This is a genomic window from uncultured Campylobacter sp., from assembly GCF_938041645.1.
GTDB lineage: Bacteria > Campylobacterota > Campylobacteria > Campylobacterales > Campylobacteraceae > Campylobacter_B.
The window spans coordinates 1-24,214 of the sequence record NZ_CALIST010000027.1 but is presented as its reverse complement, the minus strand read 5'-3'; the positions used below and the strand labels follow the sequence as shown (position 1 = coordinate 24,214).

21 protein-coding genes are annotated in these 24,214 nt (G+C 47.4%); 19 read left to right on the top strand and 2 right to left on the bottom strand.

Annotation, left to right across the window (positions count from 1 at the left end; translation table 11 throughout):
* The first annotated feature begins 54 nt into the window (after positions 1-54).
* The 14 genes from Q0600_RS04675 to Q0600_RS04610 all read left to right on the top strand — a co-directional run bounded on the left by Q0600_RS04675 (position 55) and on the right by Q0600_RS04610 (position 15,913).
* Positions 55-1,932, top strand: a complete 1,878-nt coding sequence (locus Q0600_RS04675; protein ID WP_298757478.1) for a M3 family oligoendopeptidase — start codon at positions 55-57, stop codon at positions 1,930-1,932.
* Between the two features lies 1 nt (position 1,933).
* Positions 1,934-2,341: a hypothetical protein gene (locus Q0600_RS04670; protein WP_298757475.1), complete on the top strand. Its 408-nt coding sequence runs from the start codon at positions 1,934-1,936 to the stop codon at positions 2,339-2,341.
* Entirely contained in the window at positions 2,338-4,398 is a 2,061-nt protein-coding gene (locus Q0600_RS04665) for a UvrD-helicase domain-containing protein (protein ID WP_298757472.1), read from the top strand. Before Q0600_RS04670 ends, Q0600_RS04665 begins: the two co-directional genes overlap by 4 nt.
* The gene (truB, locus tag Q0600_RS04660) at positions 4,391-5,239 is read left to right on the top strand and encodes a tRNA pseudouridine(55) synthase TruB (protein WP_298757469.1); all 849 of its coding nucleotides are present in this window, start codon (positions 4,391-4,393) and stop codon (positions 5,237-5,239) included. Before Q0600_RS04665 ends, truB begins: the two co-directional genes overlap by 8 nt.
* Before the next feature lie 806 nt (positions 5,240-6,045).
* Positions 6,046-6,789 carry a 4-(cytidine 5'-diphospho)-2-C-methyl-D-erythritol kinase gene (locus tag Q0600_RS04655; RefSeq protein ID WP_298757466.1) on the top strand — a complete coding sequence of 248 codons (744 nt, stop codon included), beginning with the start codon at positions 6,046-6,048 and terminating at the stop codon, positions 6,787-6,789.
* 115 nt (positions 6,790-6,904) lie between these two features.
* Positions 6,905-7,369: an SsrA-binding protein SmpB gene (smpB, locus tag Q0600_RS04650; protein WP_005871759.1), complete on the top strand. Its 465-nt coding sequence runs from the start codon at positions 6,905-6,907 to the stop codon at positions 7,367-7,369.
* A gap of 55 nt (positions 7,370-7,424) precedes the next feature.
* Complete coding sequence (locus Q0600_RS04645; RefSeq protein WP_298757462.1) at positions 7,425-8,123, top strand: TlpA family protein disulfide reductase; 699 nt, start codon at positions 7,425-7,427, stop codon at positions 8,121-8,123.
* On the top strand, positions 8,113-8,418 hold the full coding sequence (locus Q0600_RS04640; protein ID WP_297944904.1) for an ATP-dependent Clp protease adaptor ClpS: 306 nt from the start codon (positions 8,113-8,115) through the stop codon (positions 8,416-8,418). Before Q0600_RS04645 ends, Q0600_RS04640 begins: the two co-directional genes overlap by 11 nt.
* Positions 8,419-8,433: 15 nt before the next feature.
* Positions 8,434-10,815, top strand: a complete 2,382-nt coding sequence (locus Q0600_RS04635) for an AAA family ATPase (protein WP_298757459.1) — start codon at positions 8,434-8,436, stop codon at positions 10,813-10,815.
* Positions 10,815-11,498: a leucyl/phenylalanyl-tRNA--protein transferase gene (aat, locus tag Q0600_RS04630; RefSeq protein ID WP_298757457.1), complete on the top strand. Its 684-nt coding sequence runs from the start codon at positions 10,815-10,817 to the stop codon at positions 11,496-11,498. The genes Q0600_RS04635 and aat overlap by 1 nt, the downstream gene beginning before the upstream one ends.
* Positions 11,499-11,559: 61 nt before the next feature.
* Positions 11,560-13,380: a penicillin-binding protein 2 gene (locus Q0600_RS04625; protein WP_298757451.1), complete on the top strand. Its 1,821-nt coding sequence runs from the start codon at positions 11,560-11,562 to the stop codon at positions 13,378-13,380.
* Between the two features lie 442 nt (positions 13,381-13,822).
* Positions 13,823-15,058, top strand: a complete 1,236-nt coding sequence (locus tag Q0600_RS04620) for a nucleotide sugar dehydrogenase (protein WP_298757448.1) — start codon at positions 13,823-13,825, stop codon at positions 15,056-15,058.
* Between the two features lie 57 nt (positions 15,059-15,115).
* Positions 15,116-15,244, top strand: a complete 129-nt coding sequence (locus Q0600_RS04615; protein WP_297882610.1) for a hypothetical protein — start codon at positions 15,116-15,118, stop codon at positions 15,242-15,244.
* Positions 15,245-15,343: 99 nt separating this feature from the next.
* On the top strand, positions 15,344-15,913 hold the full coding sequence (locus Q0600_RS04610) for a hypothetical protein (protein ID WP_298757445.1): 570 nt from the start codon (positions 15,344-15,346) through the stop codon (positions 15,911-15,913).
* 16 nt (positions 15,914-15,929) lie between these two features.
* Here the strand turns inward: Q0600_RS04610 and hemH are convergent, their stop codons facing one another.
* The gene (hemH, locus tag Q0600_RS04605; RefSeq protein ID WP_298757442.1) at positions 15,930-17,027 is read right to left on the bottom strand and encodes a ferrochelatase; all 1,098 of its coding nucleotides are present in this window, start codon (positions 17,025-17,027) and stop codon (positions 15,930-15,932) included.
* Positions 17,024-17,896 (bottom strand): Gfo/Idh/MocA family oxidoreductase, encoded by an 873-nt coding sequence (locus tag Q0600_RS04600; RefSeq protein ID WP_040304050.1) that lies wholly within the window; start codon positions 17,894-17,896, stop codon positions 17,024-17,026. The genes hemH and Q0600_RS04600 overlap by 4 nt, the downstream gene beginning before the upstream one ends.
* A gap of 122 nt (positions 17,897-18,018) precedes the next feature.
* On the opposite strand from Q0600_RS04600, the gene alaS reads away from it, so the two are divergent.
* The 5 genes from alaS to Q0600_RS04575 all read left to right on the top strand — a co-directional run.
* Positions 18,019-20,562, top strand: coding sequence for an alanine--tRNA ligase (alaS, locus tag Q0600_RS04595; RefSeq protein ID WP_298757439.1), 2,544 nt, complete (start codon positions 18,019-18,021; stop codon positions 20,560-20,562).
* The gene (locus tag Q0600_RS04590; protein ID WP_298757436.1) at positions 20,559-21,068 is read left to right on the top strand and encodes a hypothetical protein; all 510 of its coding nucleotides are present in this window, start codon (positions 20,559-20,561) and stop codon (positions 21,066-21,068) included. The genes alaS and Q0600_RS04590 overlap by 4 nt, the downstream gene beginning before the upstream one ends.
* Positions 21,068-21,613, top strand: coding sequence for a septum formation inhibitor Maf (gene maf / locus Q0600_RS04585; protein WP_298757431.1), 546 nt, complete (start codon positions 21,068-21,070; stop codon positions 21,611-21,613). The genes Q0600_RS04590 and maf overlap by 1 nt, the downstream gene beginning before the upstream one ends.
* Positions 21,607-23,517: a PBP1A family penicillin-binding protein gene (locus Q0600_RS04580; protein ID WP_298757429.1), complete on the top strand. Its 1,911-nt coding sequence runs from the start codon at positions 21,607-21,609 to the stop codon at positions 23,515-23,517. Before maf ends, Q0600_RS04580 begins: the two co-directional genes overlap by 7 nt.
* A 218-nt stretch (positions 23,518-23,735) precedes the next feature.
* Positions 23,736-24,214: hypothetical protein (locus Q0600_RS04575; protein ID WP_298757427.1), on the top strand; the 479-nt coding region annotated here is incomplete at its 3' end.

Sequence of the window (24,214 nt, the reverse complement as noted above, 5' to 3'; positions counted from 1 at the left end):
AATTTTACTTATTCTTTTTTGATAAAATTATCCAAAAATTTTAAAAGGAAATCGATGAATTGGAATTTAGGCGAGCTGTTTGCAAACGAAGCGGAATTTAGCGGCGCGATAGATAGCGCCTTCGCGCAGGCTAGGGATTTTGAGCTTAAATTTAAAGATAAGCTGCGCGCTCTTAGCGCGGAGGAGTTTTTAGGCGCGCTTGAGCTTTATGAGAGCATCAGCGAGCAGATCGGAAAGATAATGAGCTTTGCGCATCTAAGATTCGCGCGAGATACGAGCCTTGGGGCGCAGCAGGCTAAGACGGAGCAGGCTTGCAACGACATTTCGCAGAGCCTGCTCTTTTTCGAGCTCGAGTTTAACGAGCTTGACGCCGCAAAACAGGACGAGTTTATCGCAGGAAGCGGGAGATTTCGATACTATTTGAGCCTGCTTAAGCAGCGCAAGGCCCACCAGCTAAGCCTGCCGCAAGAAAGCGTGCTTTTAAAAACTTCGCCCGTAAGCGGCGAGGCGTTTTCGCGGCTTTTTGACGAGAGTATGGCGCGGATGAGCTTTGATTTTCGCGGGCGCAAGCTTGGCGAGGAGGAAATTTTAAGCCTACTTCATAGCTCTGATCGCGAGGTGCGAAAGGACGCCGCAGCCTCGCTAAGTGCGGTGCTAGAGCAGAATTCCCACCTGCTTGGTTACATCTACAATATGATCAAAACCGATCTTAAAATTCGCTGCGAGCTGCGCGGTTACGATAAGGCCGAGGCGGTGATGCATGAGGAAAATCAGATAAACATCGCAAGCGTCGATGCTCTGATCGCAGAGGCGGAGCGAAGCTTCGCTCTGGTCGGCAAATTTTACGCCAAAAAGCGCGAAATTTTAGGCTACGACGCGCTGTATGATTACGACAGATACGCGCCGCTTAGCGGCGATGAGAGCGAGTTTAGCTTCGAGCAGGCTAAGCAGATCGTGCTTGCAGCGTTTGAAAAATTTAGCCCGAAATTTAAGCAGATCGCGCTGATCGCGTTTGAGCAAAACTGGATCGACGCGATGCCCGCGCAAAATAAGCAAAGCGGCGCGTTTTCGCATTCGGGCTCGCGCGATACGCACCCTTTCGTGCTTTTAAATTTTACGCGCAAGCGCCGCGACGTATTTACCCTCGCGCACGAGCTTGGGCACGCGATACATCAGTATCTAAGCTACGGCGTGGGCTATTTTAACTCCTTCACGCCGCTAACGACGGCGGAGACCGCGTCGGTTTTCTGCGAGATGTTGGTGTTTGATTATATGCGCGAAAATTTTTCAAATTTAAACGACTCGCAAAATTTTAAACGCAGCGCTTCGCAAGAGGCTCGGGGCGGTGAAATTCCAAACGAGCACGCCGTAAAACACGCTGCTTCGCAAGGCTCTGCGAATTCGTGTGAATACGCAGCGAGCGATACGGATATGCCCTCGCAGACTGCAAGCGATAAGGCCGCGCTAAGAGCGATGCTTGCGGCAAAGATCGAAGATATCTTCGCTACGCTTTACCGCCAGATCGGATTTACGACCTTTGAGCGGCGCGTGCATGCAAGCGCGGATGAGCTAAGCACGGGGCAGATCGACGAGCTTTGGATGGAGGAGTCGCGCAAGATGTTTGCGGGCGAGCTAATCTTGCAGGATCATTACAAAAGCTGGTGGAGCTACATCCCGCACTTCGTCCATACGCCGTTTTACTGCTACTCCTACGCCTACGCGCAGCTTTTGGTGCTCGCGCTTTACGGGCTGTATAAGAGCGGCAGGCTCGAAAATTTCGTTCAAATTTACACCGAGTTTTTAAGCTCAGGCGGTAGTGACGAGCCGCAAAAGCTAGTGGCGAAATTCGGCTTTGATATCAATAAAAGCGAGTTTTGGCGCATCGGCATAGAGCAGGTCGCGGCGCTTGTAGATGAGTTTGTGAGGGGTTAGGATGATAGATAAAATTTTAAAAGACGATAAATTTATCGCTGCGAGCAGTGCAAATATAAGCGCGGTTTTGGATTACGTTTTGGCTCTTGGATATGGATTTGGCATCGTTGCGAGGACGGATCAGATAAAATTTGACCCGTCGCTGCCGGAGGAAATTTTAAAAAGCTTCAAAATGCCCGCGATCTTTTTGCAGCTGGAGGAATACACGCTCTCTAGCGCGCACCTTAGCAAGGATGAGCTGGTTTTCGAGGCGGGATTTGGGCCGCAGGATTTTGCAAGCACGCTTAGCGTGCCGTTTTATGCGGTCTTACAGATCGTCGTGGACGGCAAGCCCATCGCGGTAAATTTCTCCCAGCCCGAGTCTGAGTGGCTTAAGCGCGAAAAATCGCGTAAAATTTTCTCAAAATGAGTGATATTTTAGAAGGTCTTAATCCCGCTCAGCGCGAGGCTGCGAGCCATGTGGATGGAGCGATGCTAATCTTAGCGGGTGCGGGCAGCGGCAAAACTAAAACGATCACCGCACGCCTTGCCTATTTGCTATCAAACGGCGTGCCTGCGGAAAATACTCTCACGCTTACGTTTACGAACAAAGCCGCCGCCGAGATGCGCTCGCGAGCGCTTAATCTGATAAGCGGGCTAAATTTAAGCAGCGTGCCGCTTTTGTGCACCTTTCATAAATTCGGGCTTTTGTTTTTGAAATTTCATATTAGCGAGCTTGGACGCAGCGCAAACTTCCAAGTAATCGATACCGACGATAAGAAAAAGATCATCAAGGGCTTTGAGATAAATTTGCCCACGTCGCTATTGGCGGCTAAAATTTCAACCTACAAAAATTCTCTAATCGGTCCTAAAGATATCGACGAGCTTCTAAAGGGCGAAGAGGACGAGCTAAGCAGGATGTATAGCGGATTTTACGCGCATTGCGCTGATGCATATAAACGCTACGAGGCGTATTTGGCGGCGAATAATCTGGTGGATTTCGATGATCTGCTGATCTTGCCGTATAAAATTTTAAGCGCGAATGAGCGGCTATGCGATGAAATTTCGCGCCGTTACGCCTACATCACGGTCGATGAGTATCAGGACACCAACGACATTCAATTCAAACTGCTGCAAAAGCTTTGTGCCGCGCACGAAAACCTCGTGGTGGTGGGTGATGACGATCAGAGTATCTACGGCTGGCGCGGCGCACGGATAGAAAATATCTTAAATTTTAAAGATCAGTTCTCAAACGTAAAATTTATCAAACTCGAGCAGAACTACCGCTCCACGGATGAAATTTTAAATGCCGCCAACGAGCTCATCTCGCATAACAAAAACCGCCTAGGCAAGAGCCTTACTAGCATGAACGGCGGGGGTGAAAAGATCGAAATTTTGCGTTCAGACGAGGAGAGTATCGAGGCGGCAAAGATCGCAGAAGCCATAAAAAAGCTACTCGCAAGCGGCGTAGCGCCCTCTGAAATCGCCGTGCTTTACCGCGTAAACGCTCTTTCGCGCGCGCTGGAAGAGGGGCTGAATCGCGCCAAAATCCCGTACAAAATGGTAGGCGGCGTGAAATTTTACGAGCGAGCCGAGATCAAGGATACGATCGCCTATCTACGCTTGGTAAACGACGAGCACGACGACTTTTCGATGAGGCGGATCATAAACGTGCCCAAGCGCGGCATCGGCAAGGTCTCGCTGGCAAAGCTCGAGGAGCTTTCGCGCCTGAGGCTTATCAGTCTATTTGACGCTTTTAGCGAGCCGGACGCGGGGCTTAGCGCCAAGGCGGCGCAGGCTCTAGCGGAGCTTAAAAGTGGCATCGCTTCTATCTCCGCGCTAGCGGATACTATCAAAAAAATAGACGCGCTGGAGCCCGCTTTTGGGCTAAAGGCTTACTACGCCTCGCTTCCGGACGGCGCCGATCGCGTTGCAAACATCGACGAATTTTTGGCAATGCTGAAGGACGAGGCGAGCAATAAGCCCGATTTTGATCTGGCGGAATTTTTAAACGAGCTGAGCCTTCTTAGCGATCAAGACGCGATCATGGGCGATGCGATAAATATAATGAGCGTGCACGCCAGCAAAGGGCTTGAGTTTTCGCACCTTTTCGTAATCGGACTGGAGGAGGGCTTTTTCCCGCTTTTGGGCGACAGCAATGATATCGAGGAGGAGCGTAGGCTCGCATACGTAGCGATTACGCGCGCCAAACGCACTCTCACGCTTAGCTTTGCCGCTAGCCGCTTTTATCGCGGCAAGCGCGAGAGGCTCGATGCTAGCAGGTTTATATCCGAGGCGGGTTTGGTGGCTAAAGAGCCTCCGCGCGAGCAAAGCAGCGGCTTTAGCAAGGGCGAGCTGATCAAACACAAGCTATTTGGGATCGGACAGATCACGGCGGTAAATGGCGACCGACTCACTATAAATTTCGGCGGAATTTCACGCGTGATAATGTCGAATTTCGTAGAAAAGATCGGCTCTTATGAATAGATTGTTTTTGGCGGATAAGCCCGCGGGCATCGGCAGCAATAAATTTTTAAGCGCTCTTAAGCGCAAATACGGCGTGAAAAAGGCGGGCTTTAGCGGCACGCTCGATCCCTTTGCGAGCGGCGCGCTGATCGTGGCGTTTGGGCAATACGCGCGCTTTTTTAGATTTTTGAAAAAGGAGCCTAAAGTTTACACTGCGACGTTGTGGCTGGGCGCGCAAAGCCCAAGCGGCGATAATGAAAACATAGGGCGCGTGGAACAAATTCCGCCGCTTTCGCGCGAGGTTTTAGACGCCGCGGTGGCGCAAATGCGCGGCGAGATAAAATTTATCCCGCCCGCTTTCAGCGCCAAGAAAATTGACGGCGTGCGCGCATACAAGCTCGCTCGTGCGGGCGAAGAGGTGAGCTTAAAAGAGAGCTCGATGCGAGTTTTTGATGCCGAAATTTTAAGTTACGCTCACCCCTTCGTGAGCTTTCGCGTAGCACTTAGCGAGGGCGGCTACGTGCGCTCTTTCGCGCAAATTTTAGCAGAAAAGCTAGGCGCCACGGGCACGCTAAGCGCGCTTAGGCGAGAAAGCGAAGGGGCTTTTTGCTTGCAAGATCCGCGCTTTGCGGATGAGACAGCACTAAATCCGCTCGAGTTTTTGGACCTCGCGCCAAACTTTTACGACGGCGACGCGCGCGACGTAATCTTGGGCAAGAAGCTCGCCGCAAAGGATCTGGCGAGCCGCGCGGACGGCCGCTATCTGCTTATCTGCGGCGATTTTTACTCGATCATCGAGATAAGCTCGGGCGAGGCGCGCTATCTTTGGAACGACGTTCCGATCGCAGGCGGCGCGTTTTAATCAGCGGCTCTAGCCTGCTGCTAAATTTTAATCGGACGGTTCGAGCTTGAAATTTTGAAGCGATCATGAATACGGCGCGTTTTAAATTTACTCGCATAGGACGCTGCTATGTGCGGTTAAATTTTATCGTGCGGAGCAGCGAGCGATCACGCTTTTTTTGTTGCGCACAGATCGTAAATCGGCCTTAAGCGGTATAAATTTCAACGTGCGGCTAGGCAGGCGGCACTCTCTCGAAAGGCATAAATCCGCGGGGTTAAATTTAAACGCGGCGCAGCGGCGTTTAAATCCACTTTTCGGTGCGCGATTACGACGCGCCGCGAGATTAAAATTTAATGATTTAAAAAGCGCGCAGGTTGGGGCTTATTGCGGCGCAGCAAGCAGCTTTTGTCGAATGAAATTTTAATACGTAGTCTGCACCGACGGGTTTGATTTTGCAGCGGGCGGCATACCGCTAAGCTAAATTTACGATCTGGCGCAGCATACAGCTGTGCGACCTCGATTGGCGGCTCGGTTTAGAATTTTAATCACGCGGATAGATTTGCGCCGCGGATTGAAATTTAGCTGCGCGCGTTGCGGATCTGAATTTCCGTGCTTTATAAAATTTACGTATCGGGCGCCGCGATCGCGGGCTAAATTCCGCGGTGCACACTTCATGGCACGCGGTTTTAAAATTTTAATCGCACTGGACGGGGCGTGCCGCAGGCTGAAATTTAACTCGCGCACGGATCGGAATTTTAATCGCGCCAGATGGGCTTGCCGAGGGCTAAATTTAACGCAAGCGCGCCTAGGCGCAGAAGGAGTAAAATTTGAAGGCCTATGCAAAGATCAATGTTTTTTTAAAAGTCGTCGGCACGCGCGGCGGCTACCACGAGATCGCCTCGCGCTTCGTGCTGCGCAGGGAGCTTTTTGATGAGATAAGCTTTGAGCGCGCGAGCGGCTTTGCGCTTGAATGCGGCGCCGCGCAGATCGCGGACAATATAATTTTAAAAGCCAAGGCGGCGCTTGAGCAGGCGGGCTTTGCGCGCGAGCTTGCGGAGTTTTTCGGCTCGCACAAGATCGTGCTTAAAAAACGTATTCCGATCGGCGCGGGTCTTGGTGGCGGCAGTAGCGACGCGGCGGCGTTTTTGCGGCTTGCGAACGAGGAATTAGGCTTAAAAATTCCGCGCGAGCGGCTTACCAAAATCGCGCAAAATATCGGCGCAGACGTCGCGTTTTTTGTTAGCGGACTTGAGGCTGCGAACGTGCGCGGTATCGGCGAGATCATCGAGCCTTTCGAGGACCGCCTGCCTGCGATCGAAATTTTAACGCCCGCGATCTTTTGCTCTACCGGCGCGGTTTATAACGAGTTTCGCGCAAGCTTTATGCAAAACATAAACGCCGCGCAGGCTCGGCAGATGCTTAGCCTAAGTAGCGAGCAGCTGCTAGCGCGATACGACAGCCCTCGGCTAAACGATCTTTTCGCGCCGTGCATAAAGCTATATCCGCAGATGAGCAAGTATCGCGATATGTTTCTAAGCGGCAGCGGCAGCAGCGTGTTTTTTTTAAAATAAGAATTCCAAGGCGCGCGGTTAAAATTTAAAAGCTAAAATTTAAAATTCCGCCGCGACCGCTTTTAAATTTAAGCAAAATCGGGCTAAGCTTAGAGCCAAATTTAGAAGGAAAAAGATGAAAGAACTGAGTAAAAATCGCAAGGCATTTCACGATTTTACGATACTTGAAAGCTTTGAAGCGGGCATCGTGCTAAAGGGCAGCGAGGTCAAAGCCCTGCGCGCGGGCAGGGGCAATCTCAAAGATAGCTTTTGTCGCGTGATCCGCGGCGAGCTGTTTTTGCTAAACGCGCATATCAGCTATCTTGAGAGCACAAACGCGCATTTTCGTCCAGACGAAGGGGCGGCGCGAAAGCTTTTAATGCACAGAAAGCAGATCGACAAACTGCTTGGCGCGGTTAGCAAAGAGGGTCTTACCATCGTAGTTTTGTCGCTGTATCTCAATGATAAAAACCGCGTAAAGGCGCGTATCGCTTTAGCAAAAGGCAAAAATCTGCACGATAAGCGCGAATCGCTAAAGCGCAAGGAAGCCGACCGCGAAGCGCAAAGCGCGATGAAGCGATACGACAAGCATTCATTTTAAATTCACAAAACTTTGGTTAAAATGCGGGCTTAAATTTAAACCCGAAGGAAATGCAATGAAGAAATTTTTACTATTATGTTTGGCGATTTTTGTTTTAAGTGGCTGTGGAGATGATTCGCAGAAAAAGACGGGCTCTGCGGGCGAGAATCCTACCGCGAGCGAGAATCAGATGGCAAAAAATTCCACTCAAGATAAAAGTGGCGAGCGTATTGGTGGAGAGAGCGGCGAGGAGGTAGCTTTTACGCCGTTTAAAACGGGCGAGCGCCTTACGCTTAAAAGCGTCGTAGGCGGCGAGGTAACGATCGAGCGCACCGAAAAAGGCTTTAAGCTCGCGGACAGCGATAAAATTTTAATGTTTGATATTTTCGGTACGTATTGCCAGCCGTGCCGCATCGAAGCGCCGCATCTGATGGACTTTCAGCTAAAAAATTCCGCGGATTTTCTGATGGTCGGGCTAATATATTTCGAGGACATTACCGATGCGCAGGTGATCGAAAATTTTACGAAAAAGTTTAACGCATATTATTTCATCGCCAACTCCAAACAAAACGAGCGCATAGTGGGTCAAATTTTAAGCGACATCGGTTATCGCCACGCGCTTTCGATCCCTTTTAAGGTAGTACTTAAAGATGGAAAATATCAAAGGCTTACCGACATCAATGAGGGCGATGAGCGGGGCAAGCCGTATTACTTAGGCATGGTCGATACCGATGTGATAAAAAGCGATATCACCAGGATAAAAAATGGCAACTAAAACCGGCGTGCAGATTCGCACTCACGCCAAAACAAAATCTTTTGTGCCTCGTCCGTATAAAGTGATTTTACTCAACGACGACGTGACGACGATGGATTTCGTGGTTTATATTTTGATGGAGATTTTCGCCAAAAACTTTAACGACGCCGTAGATTTAATGATGAAAGTTCATAAGCAGGGCCGCGCAGTTTGCGGCGCGTATCCTAAAGAGATAGCCGAGTGCAAGCAACAAGCGGTTTTACAAGCGGCAAAGGCGGCAGGATTCCCTCTTAGATGCGAGATCGAAGAGGATTAAATTTAAAGGAAAGCAATGATAGGATTTTTTTTAAACAAACATTTCGAACAAGCAATCAGCGTCGCAAATGACGGCGAGGACGAATATATCACCACTTCGCACGTAGTTTATGCGATTTTTAAATACAATAAGCCCTTCCATGGGCTCATCGCCAAAGAAATTCCGGATATTAACTATCTAAATATCTTGGATAATCTGGGCGGGCTTTTGGATATGATGCCTAAATCAAGCGGTAAGGATCCGGCGCAGACGATAGAATTTAAGCAGTTCTATACTGAATTAAATAACGCTAAAGAGCCTAAAAACGAGCTTGATTTTATGCTTAAAATTCTAAATGATAAGGAAAACGACTGCACTAAAATTTTAAATCACTACGGTATCAATGCCGCGATTTTTGAGCTCATTGTGCGAAAGTACAAATCTGCTTTCGATCACCGTGATGAGGTCGTTTCTCGCGACGAAGCCGCAGCGATTAAGCTAAACTCATACGATATCGATGATATCACGCATGCGATGAATTATGACGAAAGCCGCAGACAGTGGCAGAATACGGAATTTGAGCCTGCGTTTGAGGGTGAAAAGGACGCCATAAACGAGCGCGATATTAAAAAGGACTCACCTAGCTCACTTTATACAGCGAATCTCAATAAAATTGCGCTTGAAGGTAAGATCGATCCACTCATCGGACGCGAAAAAGAGATCGAAAAGACGCTGCAAACCCTCTGTCGCCGCAAGAAAAATAATCCGATCTTAGTGGGCGAAGCAGGGGTTGGTAAAACCGCGATCATCGAGGGCATCGCGCTAAAAATCGTCCGCGGCGAAGTGCCAGAAAAGCTAAAAAACAAGGTGATTTACGCCCTTGATGCTGGCGCGCTGATCGCAGGCACTACGTTGCGCGGGGAGTTTGAGGAGAGGCTAAAGGATCTCATAGACGAGTTTAGCGCTAATCAAAATGCGATTTTATTTATCGATGAAATTCACACGATCGTTGGCGCAGGCACGGGCAATCGCAACGAACTTGATATGTCAAACATCCTAAAGCCTTCGCTTGCAAGCGGCGAGCTATCGGTCATCGGCGCTACTACATACGGCGAATACCGCTCGTTTTCGCAGGATAAAGCGCTTAGCCGCAGGTTTTGTAAGATCGATGTGAGCGAGCCTAGCATTGACGATAGCGTCGAAATTTTAAAAGGCGTAGCCAAAAAATATGAGGAATTTCACGGCGTGAAATTTAGCGACGAAATTTTGCGTGATAGCGTAACGCTTGCTAAAAAATATCAAAGCGATAAATTCCTTCCCGACAGCGCCATTGATCTCATCGACGAGGTGGGCGCGAGCTTTGCGTTTAAGCCACACGAAGCTCCTCTTGAAATCAGTAAGGATGATTTAGTAAATACACTTTCGATTAGCGCGAATATCGCAAATTTAAGCAGTAGTGTCGATAATAAACAGGTACTAAAAAATCTGGAAGCCAATATCAAGCGTGAAATTTTCGGTCAAGACGAAGCGGTTAGCAGTCTTTGTAAGGCGCTTCTACGCTCTTACGCCGGGCTTGGAGGCGCAAGCTCCCCAATCGGCGTATTTTTGTTCGCAGGTAGTAGCGGCGTGGGCAAAAGTGAGCTAGCCAAGGTCTTAGCCGCGCAGCTTGGAGTACATTTTGAGCGCTACGATATGAGTGAATATATGGAAGCTCACAGCGTCTCGAGGCTCATCGGAGCACCTCCTGGATACGTGGGCTTTGAAAATGGCGGAATTTTAACGAATAATATCAAAAAGCACCCTTACAGCGTCATTTTATTTGATGAGGTAGAAAAAGCTCATCCTAGCATGACGAATATTTTTTTAGGAATTTTCGATAACGCAAGTCTTACCGATAACAACGGCGTTACGACCGATTTTAAAAATACGATCATAATAATGACGTCGAATTTAGGCACGAAAGAAGCGCCGCAAGTTGGATTTACGAAGGACGAGAGCTATAAAGTAGATAGTGCCATAAAAAGCTTTTTTGCGCCAGAATTTCGCAATCGTATCGATAAAATCATAAATTTCAACCGCTTAAGCAGCGAAATTTTAGAAAAGATCGTGGATAAAACTATCGGTGAGCTGGAGTCGCAGCTAAAAAACGTAAAGATTAGCCTAAGCAAGGAAGCAAAAGATTTGATTATCTCGCGCGGCTATTCGGACGAGTTTGGAGCGCGAAATTTAAAGCGCGAGATCAGCTCTCAGATCAGCGATCATATAAGCGGCGAGCTGCTTTTTGGCGCGCTGCAAGAGGGCGGCTTGGTTAGCGTGAGCGTAAAAGATGGCGAGCTAAGCTTTAGCTTTGCTTCTACGCCTTTGCCGCAGATAGAAAAAAAGCAACCCGCACTAGCTCAAAGCAGTGTCGTTAAATAATGGCTCGGTTTTACGATTTTCCAGATCCCATGGATGCGCCCGCTTTTGCGCCACTTGCAAGCGGCGGCGATCTGAGCGAGGATTGCTTGCTTAGCGCTTATAGCGCAGGGATATTTCCGTGGTTTAGCGAGGATGAGCCGATTTTATGGTGGTCGCCCAATCCGCGCGCGGTGCTTGATCCGCGCGAAGTGCGTGTGCAAAAGTCCATCAAGCCCTATCTTAAGCGATATGAAGTGAAATTTGACGCGAATTTTAAGGGCTTCATCGAGCGCTGCAAAGACGTGCGCAAAAAAGAGAGCGACGGCACGTGGATCAGCGAGCATATCGTGCAGGCTTACTCGCGTTTGGCAGCAGACGGCTACGCTCACAGCGTCGAGGCATACGAGGACGGCGAGCTTGTGGGTGGGCTATACGGGCTAATTTTTGGGCGTGTGTTTTGCGGCGAGAGTATGCTGAGCCTAAAGAGCAACGCTTCGAAAGTCGCGCTGATTAGGCTTTGTGAGGTGCTTTCAAATTTCGGCTTTCTAATCGACTGCCAGATTATGAACGAGCATCTGAAATTTATGGGTGCTAAAGAGATGCCGCGAGCGGAATTCCTCGCTCTATTTGCTGAGCTTAGCGCGCAAGATAGTGGCTTTGAGCGCTTTGCGGATCTTAAAGTTCCGCGCGGAGCGCAGCATTGAGCCAAAGCTTGAAATGCGGCAGCGTAAAAATGCGCGGAATTTAGAATTTTAAAGAAATAATATGTGGCAAAGAGATAAAAGCTCCTCGGTCGGTATGATTATCGTGATGTTTATATTCGTGCCGGCGGCGCTTTTTGTATTTTTGGCGATTTTATATTTTTGGGGCAGTACTGAGCGCAAGCTACCGCGCCTGGATGTCAATGAAACCAACAGCGCGATCCGCGGCGCGATAATCGCAAAAGACAACTACGTCGCGGCAAATTCCGTCAAACTCTACAAAGTTAGCGTCGATGCGCGAAGCATCGATAAAAACAAGCTTGATCTTTTCGTGCGGCTATACTGCATCTACACGGGCGATAGCGAAAAGCGCGTCAAAAGCGCGATCGAGGGCTCTGGCGGCACGACCGTGCTGTCGTATAAGATCGACGCCAAAACCGCCGTGCATCTAAAAGAGCTTGCGTATAAGTTAAATTTAAAAAAGGTCTTTGTCAGCTTCATAGGCTCAAACGGCAGGCTAAATCCTCCTATCCGCATGAGCGTGACCGAAAGCGGCGAAAAGCGCAGTTACAATGTCGGTGATTCGCTCACTCCGTTAATCGGCTATATCAATAAAAAAGAGGTTGATGGCATCACCAAGGTTAGTGGTATCAAAGGGATCGAGAAGTACTATGAGTATTATCTAGCGCCGGTTAGAGATGAGTTTATCGTGGGCCCGCGCGATATCGGCGGCAACATCATCCTAGAGCGTAGCAGCAAAAAAACGGGCAGGATCGACGGCTACAACGTCCGTCTAAGCGTGCCACTAACGCTGCAAAGAAAGATAGAGCGCCTAAGCGATGAGGGCGCTGATAATTACGATGCACGAGAAATCGTGGTGGGCATTATGAACTCCAAAACGGGCAAAATTTTATCCCTCGCGACCAATGCCCGCTATGACCCCTCAAACATCACGAAAAACGATCTTAAGAATTTAAATTTTACCGCGAGCGAATACGCCTACGAAGTGGGCTCGATTATGAAGCCGATAATTTTCGCAATCGCCTATGATGCCAAAGCCGTAAAGCCCGGCGAGATCATCAACACCTATAACGGCAGCTATAAGCTTGGTACTCGCACGATCCGCGACACGCACCCGGCTAAGCAGATGAGCGGCGAGGAGATCATCATCCACAGCTCAAATATTGGAATGATTAAAATTTCAGAGCGGCTGGAGGGGCAGGCTATTTATGATGGGCTTATGAACTTTGGTATGTCGCAAAAAACGGGTATCGATCTGCCGTATGAGCAAAGTGGAAATATACCTAGTATCAAAAGCCTGAATAATAAAATTTACAAAGCCACGATCAGCTACGGCTACGGTGCCCAGATGACCTTCCTTCAGATGCTCAATGCCTATACCGTCTTTAACAACGGCGGCATCATGATTAGTCCGCGCCTAGTTGAAAATCTAGAAAATAACGGCAAAACTTACATCGTCAACGAAAGCGAAACCCGCCAGGTAATCTCTAAACCTACCGCCGACGTGATTAAAGGAATTTTAATCAAAACGGTCGAGAGCGGCACTGGGCGCAAGGGGCGGGTAGCGGGGCTGCAAATCGGCGGCAAGACGGGCACTGCGCGCATCGCCAAGGGAGGCGGCTATTCGAGCGCCTATAACAGCTCGTTTTTTGGCTTTGCCAACGATGCGGACACCAGCTACACGATCGGCGTTTTGGTGCGTGAGCCTAAAAGGGGCAGCTACTACGCCGCTCAAAATGCGCTGCCGATCTTTAAGCGGGCGGTAGGAATTTTGATAGAGGAGGGCTATCTAAAGCCCGCAGCCGACGCAAACGCCACGCAAAAGGTCGAGATCAAGGATGAGGCAGTTGAAATTAAAGATTAAATTTGCTAAATTTCGCGAGGTTTTTTAAAATTTTGCGGCGACGAAATTTCACGGAATTTAGCGCGACTTTTGAAATTTTAAGGCGTTTAAATTTTACGGCGCGGAATTTTGGCGGCGTAAAATTTAGCGGCGCAAAATTTTAACGGCACGAAGATGAAATTCTATCGCGACGCGGGATTTTATGCTGTGCCGCTCGCTGCGCTAAGGTGGTGGAGTTTTATTGCAATACAGAATTTCGGTGCGGCGTAAAATTCCGTATCAAGGCAAAATTTTAAATTTGCCGCCGTGCAAATAAGCGCAAGTAAAACGGCGAGTGAGCTTAGCTGTTTAATTTAAAGACGCGGCGCTATTAAATTCGCGTCGTATGCCCGTGCAGCTGCGGAATTAACGATGAAATTTAACGCAAAGAAAAGAGGAAAATATGAAAGCAAATGAGGGAAAAATGAAAATAGCGATAATCGGACTTGGCTACGTGGGGCTTCCTTTGGCGGCGGCGTTTGCGGCGAAACACGAGGTCGTAGGCTTTGACGTCTCGCAAGAGCGCATAGACGAGCTGCGCGGCGGGCACGACCGCACTCTGGAGCTTAGCGACGAGGAGCTTGCTGCGGCGATTAAAAACGGGCTTAAATTTAGCGCAAAGCTGGATGATATGAGGCAGAGCAATTTTTATATCGTGTGCGTGCCTACGCCCGTAGATAGGCTAAATCGCCCCGATCTTACGCCGCTACTAAAGGCCAGCGAAAGCGTCGGAGCCGTGCTTAAAAAGGGCGACATCGTCGTGTATGAAAGCACCGTCTATCCGGGCGCTACGGAGGAGGACTGCGTGCCAGTATTGGAGCGAGCCAGCGGGCTAAAATTTAACCGCGATTTTTTCTGCGGATATTCGCCCGAGCGGATCAATCCGGGCGATAAAATTCACACCGTCACGAAGATCAAAAAGATCGTCTCGGCAAGCACTGCGGAGGCTTTAGACGTCGTAGATAGCGTCTATCTTAGCATCCTGCAAAACGGCACCTTTCGCGCTAGCAGCATAAAGGTCGCCGAGGCTGCAAAGGTGATCGAAAACACCCAGCGCGATATCAATATCGGCTTTATCAACGAGCTTGCGATCTTGTTCGGCAAGCTCGGTATCAACACCAACGACGTCATCGACGCGGCGGCTACGAAGTGGAATTTCTTAAGCTTCCGTCCGGGGCTTGTGGGCGGACACTGCATCGGCATCGATCCGTATTATCTGGCGCAGAAGGCGACCGAGGTGGGCTATCACCCCGAAATCATCCTCTCAAGCCGCCGTATCAACGATAATATGGGAAGCTATGTCGCTACGGAGGTCGTTAAGATGATGATAAAATACGACGAAAAGGTAAAGGGCGCGAAGGTCTTGATCTTGGGACTTACGTTTAAAGAAAACTGCCCCGACACCCGCAATACGCGCGTCGTGGATATGATAAACGAGCTTAAAAATTTCGGCTGCGAGGTAAGCGTCTATGATCCTTGGGCGAGCGCCGCCGACGCTAAGAGGTACTACGACATCGATCTGCTGCAAAAGCCCGACTTGCGCAAATTTGACTGTGTCGTAATCGCCGTGGCGCATAAGCAGTTTTTCGAGCTTGATTACGCGGGCTCGCTGGTTTACGACGTGAAAAATGTCTATAAAGACGCGCAAGGAAAGCTCTGAAATTTAGCTTGTGGTTTAAATTTAGACTTCTAAATAGGCGGTTTAGCGGGGATAAGGATGAACGAGGCAAGGCTCGAAGAGCTAAAGAAAATTCTAAACGAACGACGTCAAAATTTAGAGCGAGGCTCACAGGAAAATTCTGACGCTCAAAATTCCAATGCCTTAATTTTAATAAAGGAGATATAGATGAGTAGAGGAAGTGTTGATAAAAGGTGTACTTATTACAGGTGGTTTTAAATCGCTACAAGAATATTCTGATTTGCCAAAAGCTACTAAAGGAATACAATGAAAAACCCGCTTTACTACGTAGATTATTGGTATGATTTGATTAAATTCGGCTTTGATCGGAAGCATACTTTTATAACGCTAATCGTTGTTTGCGTTTCATTTATCGCACCGATACTTCTTTTGATAGCATATCAAAGCGCACCTAGTAGAAAAAATATAGAAGATCCTTTTGTTTTTGTTGGAACTATAAGCGAATTTCATAAATATGATAGCTATCGTGGCGGAACCGGCTGCAATATATCCGTGCGAGGAAGCGGTAAAATTTTTGATCTGCATATCGGAAATAGCAAGACGGATTATGAACAATTCGGTATGCAATTTTGTGATTTAATTTACAAAAACTATATAGATCAAATTTGCGTAAAAATTAAAATGTCGGAAAGATTTTTAAATGAATACGGGTATTGCGATGGAACAAAAATACATACCTCAAATGCAGAGGATTGGGATAAATTATATTTTCAAAGGAAAATGCTAAGCTTAACTAGTATATTGCTCTTTTTATCCGCGTTGTATTCAATCCTCAAGCTTCATAAAGAATATAAAAAATCCAAACTAAAAGATTAAATTTTAATCTCTAAATTTACAGCGCTTGCGCGAGTATAAATTTCGCGAAATCCTCGCGGGAGTTCGGGCATTTGCACACTTCGTAGTATTCGTAACCCAGCTCGCGCACCTGGTCCCTATAAAAAATATCCAGCTCGAAATCGGTCTCGGAATTATCCACGCAAAATGCGATCGGAAATATGAGCGCTTTTTTGCTCTGCAGATCCCGTAAAACGTCCGCGACATTGGGCTCTAGCCACTTCACGGGGCCCAGGCGCGATTGATATGCCAAGATAATCCCTTTAAATTTAATCCCGCGCGCAGCCAGCAGATCTTTTAAAATTTCCACGTGCGCCTTTACCTGCGCCTCGTATGGATCGCCCGCGGCGATCATTTTTACAGGCAGCGAATGTGCGGAAAATATGAGTGAAATTTGCGAAATTTCATCCGCGCTAAATTTCGCGACGCAGCTCGCGATTAAATTTAGTAAAATTTCATTGTAAGCGGCGTTGTCGTAGAAGATGTCAATGGTTTTATAATTTTTTATACCAAGCCGCTTAAGTGCCGCCTCGGCAGAGCACAGGCTCGATTGCGCCGTAGTTTTTGAGAAGTGCGGATACAAAGGCATCAAAATTATCTCGTCAAAATCCGCGTATTTTTTAAACACATCCTCCGCAAAAGGCGGCGTGTAATTCATCGCATAATCGCAAATTAGCTCATCTATCGGTTTTTCATCCTGCGACGCTTCATTTTGCAGCGCCTCGCCCTGCGTCAGGACGTCTTGCGACGGCTTGCTCTGCAATGAAATGTCTTGCGGCGACTCATTCGCGGCGCTTGCATCCGCCGCATTTTTAAATTTTAACCCCGCGCTTAATTCGGCTCGCGCTAGTTCATTTACTCGCTCGCAAAGTGCCTCGGTGATGGAGCATATAGGCGAGCGTCCGCCCAGTTTTTCGTAGTTGCTACGCGCCGATGCGGTTCTGCTTTTTACGATGAGCGCGGCTAAAACGCTTCGCCAAAAATCGCTCTTAACGCCCAAAATAAAGGGGTCGTTAAACATATTTTTTAAAAAAACTTCAACCTCGCTCAGATTGTTCGGACCGCCCATGTTGAGCAAAATTAGGGCTTTTTTCATGAGATGATTTCTCTGATTTTTATCGCATCCTCGACGCTTGCAAGACCTGCGTTAGTACTGCTGTCGCACATCGCGCAAAATGCTTCGTGTTCGCGGCGCAGCGAAAAATCGTCGCGATCGACGCGCAGATTTACGCGCCCGTCAGGCGTAATTTTAAAAAGAGTTATTGAGATTAGATCGCCGAAATATACGCCGCTGTCGGTGCAAATTTCGATACCGTGGCGTCTAATCGGATAGAGATTGGACTGCATTAGCGTGCAATAGCAGCCGCTTTTTGTGTGAAGCGTCGCGCATGCGGCTAGAGTGCGCTCTTTAGAGATATTTTTGCTAAGTTCTATGCAAGCTATCTCGCTGTGAGAAAGCAGCCGCACAAGATCGATATCTCTAAAAAGGGCATTGGCGACGATATCTGCTCTATCATCGTTTGCAAAGCCGCTTACAAAGCTCATCGAAAAAATTTTATCCCCCTTGGCAAGCTCGCGTAGCAAGGATACGATTACTGGATTGTAGCGGTCGGAGTAGCCTACGGCTAGGCGCGTGCCGTTAGTAGTGACTGCGTAGTTTATCTCTCTAGCTTCGGCTAGGCTTTGTGCGAGCGGAGATTCTACAAAGATATTTTTGGTAAACGGCAGGCATTTTAAAATCAGCTCTTTATGCGATGGCGGGGGAGCCGTGATGACTACAGCGTCGGGCTTAGCGACGTTAAAAAGATCGGTTAGATTATCAAAGATCGGATAGCGCGGGCCGAAATTTTCACTGCTGCCCTTATGATAAAGCGCTACAAGCTCGAAATAATCGCTCCTTCTTAGCTCGCTGAAATGCTTTTGACCAAGCTCGCCCATGCCTATGATCGCTATCTTTTTTTTCATCGCCATGCCCTAAATTTAATCTTTCGCGCCATTATAACTAAGAATGGTTAAAATTTTATAGTTTTTAAAATCTAATTTAGCTAAAATGCGCCTTTAAAATTTAACTTGAAATAGGACAAATCATGGATATTAGAAGTGAATATTTGAATTTTTTTGCGAGCAAGGGCCATCAGATCGTTCCTAGCGCGCCGCTAGTGCCCGATGACGACAGCTTGCTTTTTACCAATGCGGGCATGGTGCCGTTTAAAAGCATATTTACAGGAGCCGTTCCGCGCCCGATCCCGCCTATCCGCACGAGCTGTCAGACCTGCATCCGCGCCGGCGGCAAGCACAACGACCTAGACAATGTCGGCTACACCGCGCGCCATCATACGTTTTTTGAGATGCTTGGAAATTTCAGCTTCGGCGAGTATTTTAAAGAGCAGGCGATTGCCTATGCGTGGGAGTTTATCACTGAAATTTTAAAGCTTCCCAAAGAAAAACTCTATGTCACCGTGCACGAAAAGGACGACGAAGCGTTTGGGTTCTGGGCGCGCCACATAGCGCAGGAGCGCATATATCGCTTCGGCGATCACGATAACTTTTGGGCGATGGGCGATACCGGACCGTGCGGGCCGTGCAGCGAAATTTTTTATGATCAGGGTGAGGAGCATTTTCACTCATCCGAGGATTATATGGGCGGCGACGGCGACCGCTTTTTAGAGATTTGGAATTTAGTTTTCATGCAGTACGAGCGCAGCAAAGACGGCAAGCTTAGCCCGCTTCCAAAGCCTAGCATCGACACGGGCATGGGGCTTGAGCGCGTCACGGCGATTAAAGAAGGCAAGTTTAGCAACTACGACAGCTCGCTTTTTATGCCGCTAATTGATGAGGTTGCAAAGCTTTGCGGCAAACCTTACGTTTATGAAAGCGGCGCGAGCTACCGCGTCATCGCTGATCATATCCGCTCGGTTACGTTTTTGCTAGCGCAGGGAACAAATTTTAATCGCGAGGGCAGGGGATATGTTTTGCGTAGAATTCTGCGCCGTGCCGTTCGCCACGGCTATCTGCTCGGTATAAAAGAGCCGTTTATGTATCGCCTCGTGGATAAAGTATGCGAGCTGATGGGCGGACACTACGCCTATCTAAACGAGAAAAAGCAGATCATAAAGGAGCAGGTCAAGCTCGAAGAGGAGCGGTTTTTCGCTACTTTGGCAAACGGCATCGAGCTTTTTAACGAGGAGCTTGCGCGCACTAAAGAAATTTTTAGCGGCGAGGTCGCGTTTAAATTATACGATACCTACGGCTTTCCGCTCGATCTGACCGCCGATATGCTGCGCGAGAAAAATTTGCGCGTGGATGAGGCTAAATTTGACGCGCTTATGAGCGAGCAAAGGCAGATAGCTAAAGCCGCATGGAAGGGCAGTGGCGATAAAAACGTCCGTGGCGATTTCAAGGCGCTGCTAGAGAAATTCGGCGAGAATAAATTTAGCGGTTACGAAGAGCTTAGTCGCACGAGCAAGGTTTTAGCGCTGCTTAACGAGGATTTTGCGGAAGTGGATGAGCTCAAAGCCGGCGATATCGGCTGGGCGATGTTTGATATCACTCCGTTTTATGCACAAAGCGGCGGTCAGACGGGCGATAGCGGCGAAGTGGAGTCCATAGCCGATGTGTTTGATACGCAGAAATTTTATGGGTTAAATTTATCCCACTTGCGCCTTAATCGTAACCTGAAAATCGGCGATATCGTCGGGCTCAAGGTTTCTGAGGAGCGTGAGCAGATTGCACGTCATCACAGCGCGACGCACCTTTTGCACGCGGCACTTCGTGCGGTGCTAGGGGCTCATATTGCTCAAGCAGGAAGCTTAGTCGAAGCGGACCGCTTAAGATTTGACTTCTCGCATCCTAAGGCACTTAGCGGCGAGGAGCTAGCTAAAATCGAGGAATTTGTAAATAACGCCGTTTGCAAGGGCTGTGCGGCAAAAACTGAGATTATGGATATAGATGACGCTAAAAACAGCGGCGCTATTGCGCTTTTTGGCGAAAAATACGGCTCAAAAGTGCGCGTTGTGAGCTTTGGAGAGATTAGTAAGGAGCTTTGCGGCGGAATTCACGTGCGTAATTTAAGCGAGATAGGACCGTTTTTTATAGTTAAAGAAAGCGGCGTAAGTGCGGGTGTTAGGCGTATCGAGGCGGTTTGTTCGCGCGCCGCTTTAAATTTAGCGTTTCAAAATCGCGCTAAGCTTGCTGAAATTTCTGCGGAGCTAAAAGGGATTGAGCCTCTCCGTGCGATTGAGAAATTAAAAGATGAGATCAGATCGCTAAAAGATCAGATCAAGCATGCTAGCAGTTCTCATGCACTGGCTTTTCTAAATGTCGGTGATACCAAACTTTGCGTAGCCTCAGTCGAAAGCGGTGATATAAAAACTATGATAGATGAGTTTAAAAATAGCCACGAAAAGGCGGCGATAATGCTGATGCAAGTAGGCACCGACGGCAAAATTTCAATCGCAGCAGGTGTTAAAAACGCGCCGATCAAAGCTGGCGAGTGGGTTAAGCTCGCGGCGCAAATTTTAGGCGGTGGCGGCGGCGGACGCGATGATTTTGCGACCGCAGGCGGCAGGGACGTGCTAAAAATCGAAGAAGCGATCAAAGAGGCGATCTCTTACGCAAAAGGCAAAATTTGAACGAAATCGATACCGGCTTTATCAAAGCCTCGCAAATTTTGCCGCTGATTCACATTTTAAGCGTGATTTTTTTGGTCTGCGCGCAGATCTGCGTATTTTTGATCGCGCGGATTTTTATGAATTTAAGGAGTAAAAGTCAAGCGGATGCGAAGGACGTGAAATTTGCAGAAATTTTACGATATATGAAACGCTATGAGCAGTTCTTTGCACTATTTTTGGTGATCGTTTGCGTAAGTGGATTTTTTCTTGCGGACGGCGGAAGTTTTAAATTTTCAGATCCTATGGTAAAAGGTGCGATTGCCACGCTGTGGGCTGGCGCCGGCTTTATACTACTAAATTTTATCTACATGCATTATAAAATTTCATCTTTGAAGCGAGCTTTGGATGCGGGCGATGAGCTTGAGGCGAATGAGCATTTAATCATCGTCGTTAAATATTTCATCCCGTTAAATATCGTAGTTACGCTGATTTGCGTTTATCTAGGCGTGACGGTGGGCGAGTTTTGATGATTTATTTAGCTTCCAGCTCGCCTACTAGAGCGCAAATTCTAAAGGATAACGGCGTAGAATTTACGCAAATTCCTTTTAATTTCGACGAAAGCGGCATTAGTAAGGACGATGCACGCACCTATGCTTACCGCGTTGTCTTGGCCAAGAAAACGCAGTTTTTTAAAATTTATAAAAATTATGATAGAGTGCTGTTTGCCGATAGTTCCGTGCTTGCCGGCGGTAAAATTTTAGGCAAGGCGCGGGATGAAGCGGACGCGTTAAGGATGCTGCGGGCTCAAAGCGGTGCTAGCTGCGCCGTTTATACTGCGATGATTTTTTGTGGTAAGGCGTTAGAGCTTTCGGCACTTAGCGTCGCAAGCTTTGAATTTGCGGAATTTAATGAAGCAGATTTGAAAGACTATATCGCTAGCGGCGATTGGCGCGGCAAGGCGGGTGCGATGAGTATCGAAGGCTTTAACGAAAAATATATCAAAAGCTCGCGTGGGTCAAAATTCACGGCGATGGGGCTTGATCTGGAAAATTTAAAGAGGTTTGTATGGTAAGAGTTTTATTTAGTTTTATTACGGTTTGTGCGTTTGCCGCAGGCGGAATTTTTTTGTATTTTTACTCGCAAATCCGCTTGGAATCGGACTCGATCATCGATTATCATCCCGAGCTTACGACTAAAATTTATGACCGCAACGGCAATTTGATAGCCAATGTTTTTAATGAACAAAATAGAATTTACGTAAAATTCGACGAGATTCCAGGCCGCGTGATCGAGGCGCTCGTAGCTATCGAGGATACGGCGTTTTTCGAACACGGCGGCGTGAATGTCGAGGCGATTTTTAGGGCGATTATTAAGGACGTCAAAGCGATGAAATTTGTCGAAGGAGCTTCCACGATTACGCAGCAGATCACGCGAAATTTAGTTCTTTCGAGCGAAAAGAAGCTTGATCGCAAGATCAAAGAAGCGATCCTATCGCTTAAGATAGAAAATGCTCTAAGCAAGGAACAAATTCTAGAGCGTTACTTTAACGAAGTGTATTTTGGGCACGGATATTACGGCATTCGCACGGCGGCTTTGGGATATTTCAAAAAGGATTTGCAAGATTTAAGCCTTAAAGAGATCGCGATTTTAGTGGGTTTGCCGAAAGCTCCTAGCAGCTTTGATCCTACTAAGCACCTGGATTTGTCGCTTTCGCGTGCCAATAACGTGATTTATAGGATGCATGAGCTCGGCTGGATAAATAAGACCGAATATGAGCTTGCGATGAACGAGCAGCCTACGATCTACAACGAAACGCTCACGCAAAACGTAGCGCCGTATGCCGTAGATGAGATCATAAAAGAAGCGGAAAAAATTCTACCGGACGTCCGCACGGGCGGATACCGTATAGATACGAGTCTTGATCTAAAGGCGCAAGCGATGGCGCAAGAGGCATTAGTTTTCGGCTACAATGAAATTTTAAAGCGAAACAAAGACGCCAATGCAAGCAACGTAAACGGCGCTATGGTCGTCACGCATCCGCAAAATGGCGAAATTTTAGCCTTAGTAGGCGGCGTGGATTACGCGAAATCAAATTTCAATCGCGCCAGCCAATCCCAGCGCCAAACTGGCTCCAGCTTTAAGCCTTTTGTCTATCAAATCGCCCTTGATATGGGCTACTCGACGATGACCGAAGTTCCCGATATAGCTAGAGAATTCGACGACGGCAGCGATAAAACGTGGAAGCCGAAAAATTACGACAAGACTTACAGCGGCTACATCACGATCAAAGAAGCTTTAACACGCTCACGTAACCTTGCCTCGATCAATCTGATGCAATCTATCGGCGTTGATCGCGCGGTAAAAAAGCTGGGCGAGTTCGGCTTTAAAAACGTCCCGCCTGCCCTGTCGGTGGCTATCGGCAGCTACGGAATTTCCCCGCTTGAATACTCCACGATGTATTCGATGTTCCCGGGGCTTGGGATTACTGCAAAATCAAAATTTATCGTTTCGATTACCGATAAGGACGGCAAAACTCGCTTTATCGAGCCTGAGAGACGTCGCGTGCTGCGCCCTGAACAGGCGTATCTGATGACTACGCTACTAAAAAATATCGTGCAGCGCGGTACCGGTACTCGCGCGCGCGTGCAGGGCATCGACATAGCGGGCAAAACAGGCACCTCAAATGATAGCATAGATGCATGGTTTTGCGGCTTTACGCCGGATTTGCAGATCATAATCTGGTACGGCAACGACGATTATAAACCTATGCGAAAGGTCGAGGGCGGCGGTCGTACCGCAGCACCGGTGTTTGCAAAATTTTTAGATGCCTATTTAAAAGAATATCCGCAAACCAAGCGCAATTTTACCATCCCGGACGGCGTTTTCAGTCGCCAATACAACGGCAAGGAGGAGTATTACACTAAAATTTCGCCGCTTCCTAAACCCCGCGAAAGTAGCAGCGACGGATCATTGTGAATTTAGTTTAAGCGTAATTTAAATTATAGATTAGGAGTATGCGAACGACGGATTTTAGTGTGGAATTTTTTATAAAGATTAAAAATATTAAAGGCTCTTTTGGTAAAAATGCAAACTTTAAAATTGTATAGTATAAAAAGATTGATTTATAATAAATTTAAGCCGAGCAATGGTAAAATGACAACTAAATTTTTTAAAAGATTCAGGATATTTACTTTATGGAGTTTGCAAATCAGAAATCTGAAATACCGCTTTTTATAATCAAGGATTATTGGACTAAAATCAGTACGGAATGTTATTTAATCTTAGCTGTATTTTTAGTTATATTTCTATTTTTTTGTAGAGGAAGTGCTTGGGCATATCAATTTTTAGGAGCCGTTACTTTTTTGGTGGGAATTTTATTTATTAATAAACATAAATTTTTAAATTTCTATTCCGATAGAATAGAATATAATTCTTTATGCAAAAATTATAACGACGTATATTCGATACATAAAAGTGTAAAGACTTCTAATTTTGATAAAATCGCTATTTATAAATTTTCTGGACTAGTAATTGAAGACGCTTGCAAATACAATGCCAATATAACTAGATTTAAAAAATTTCTCTTGCTAATTTTATCATACGCTCTGCATCCGCTCAATATTATTTGCTTTAGTGTACTTAAAATTTTAAAAAGAATAGAATTAGAAGATAA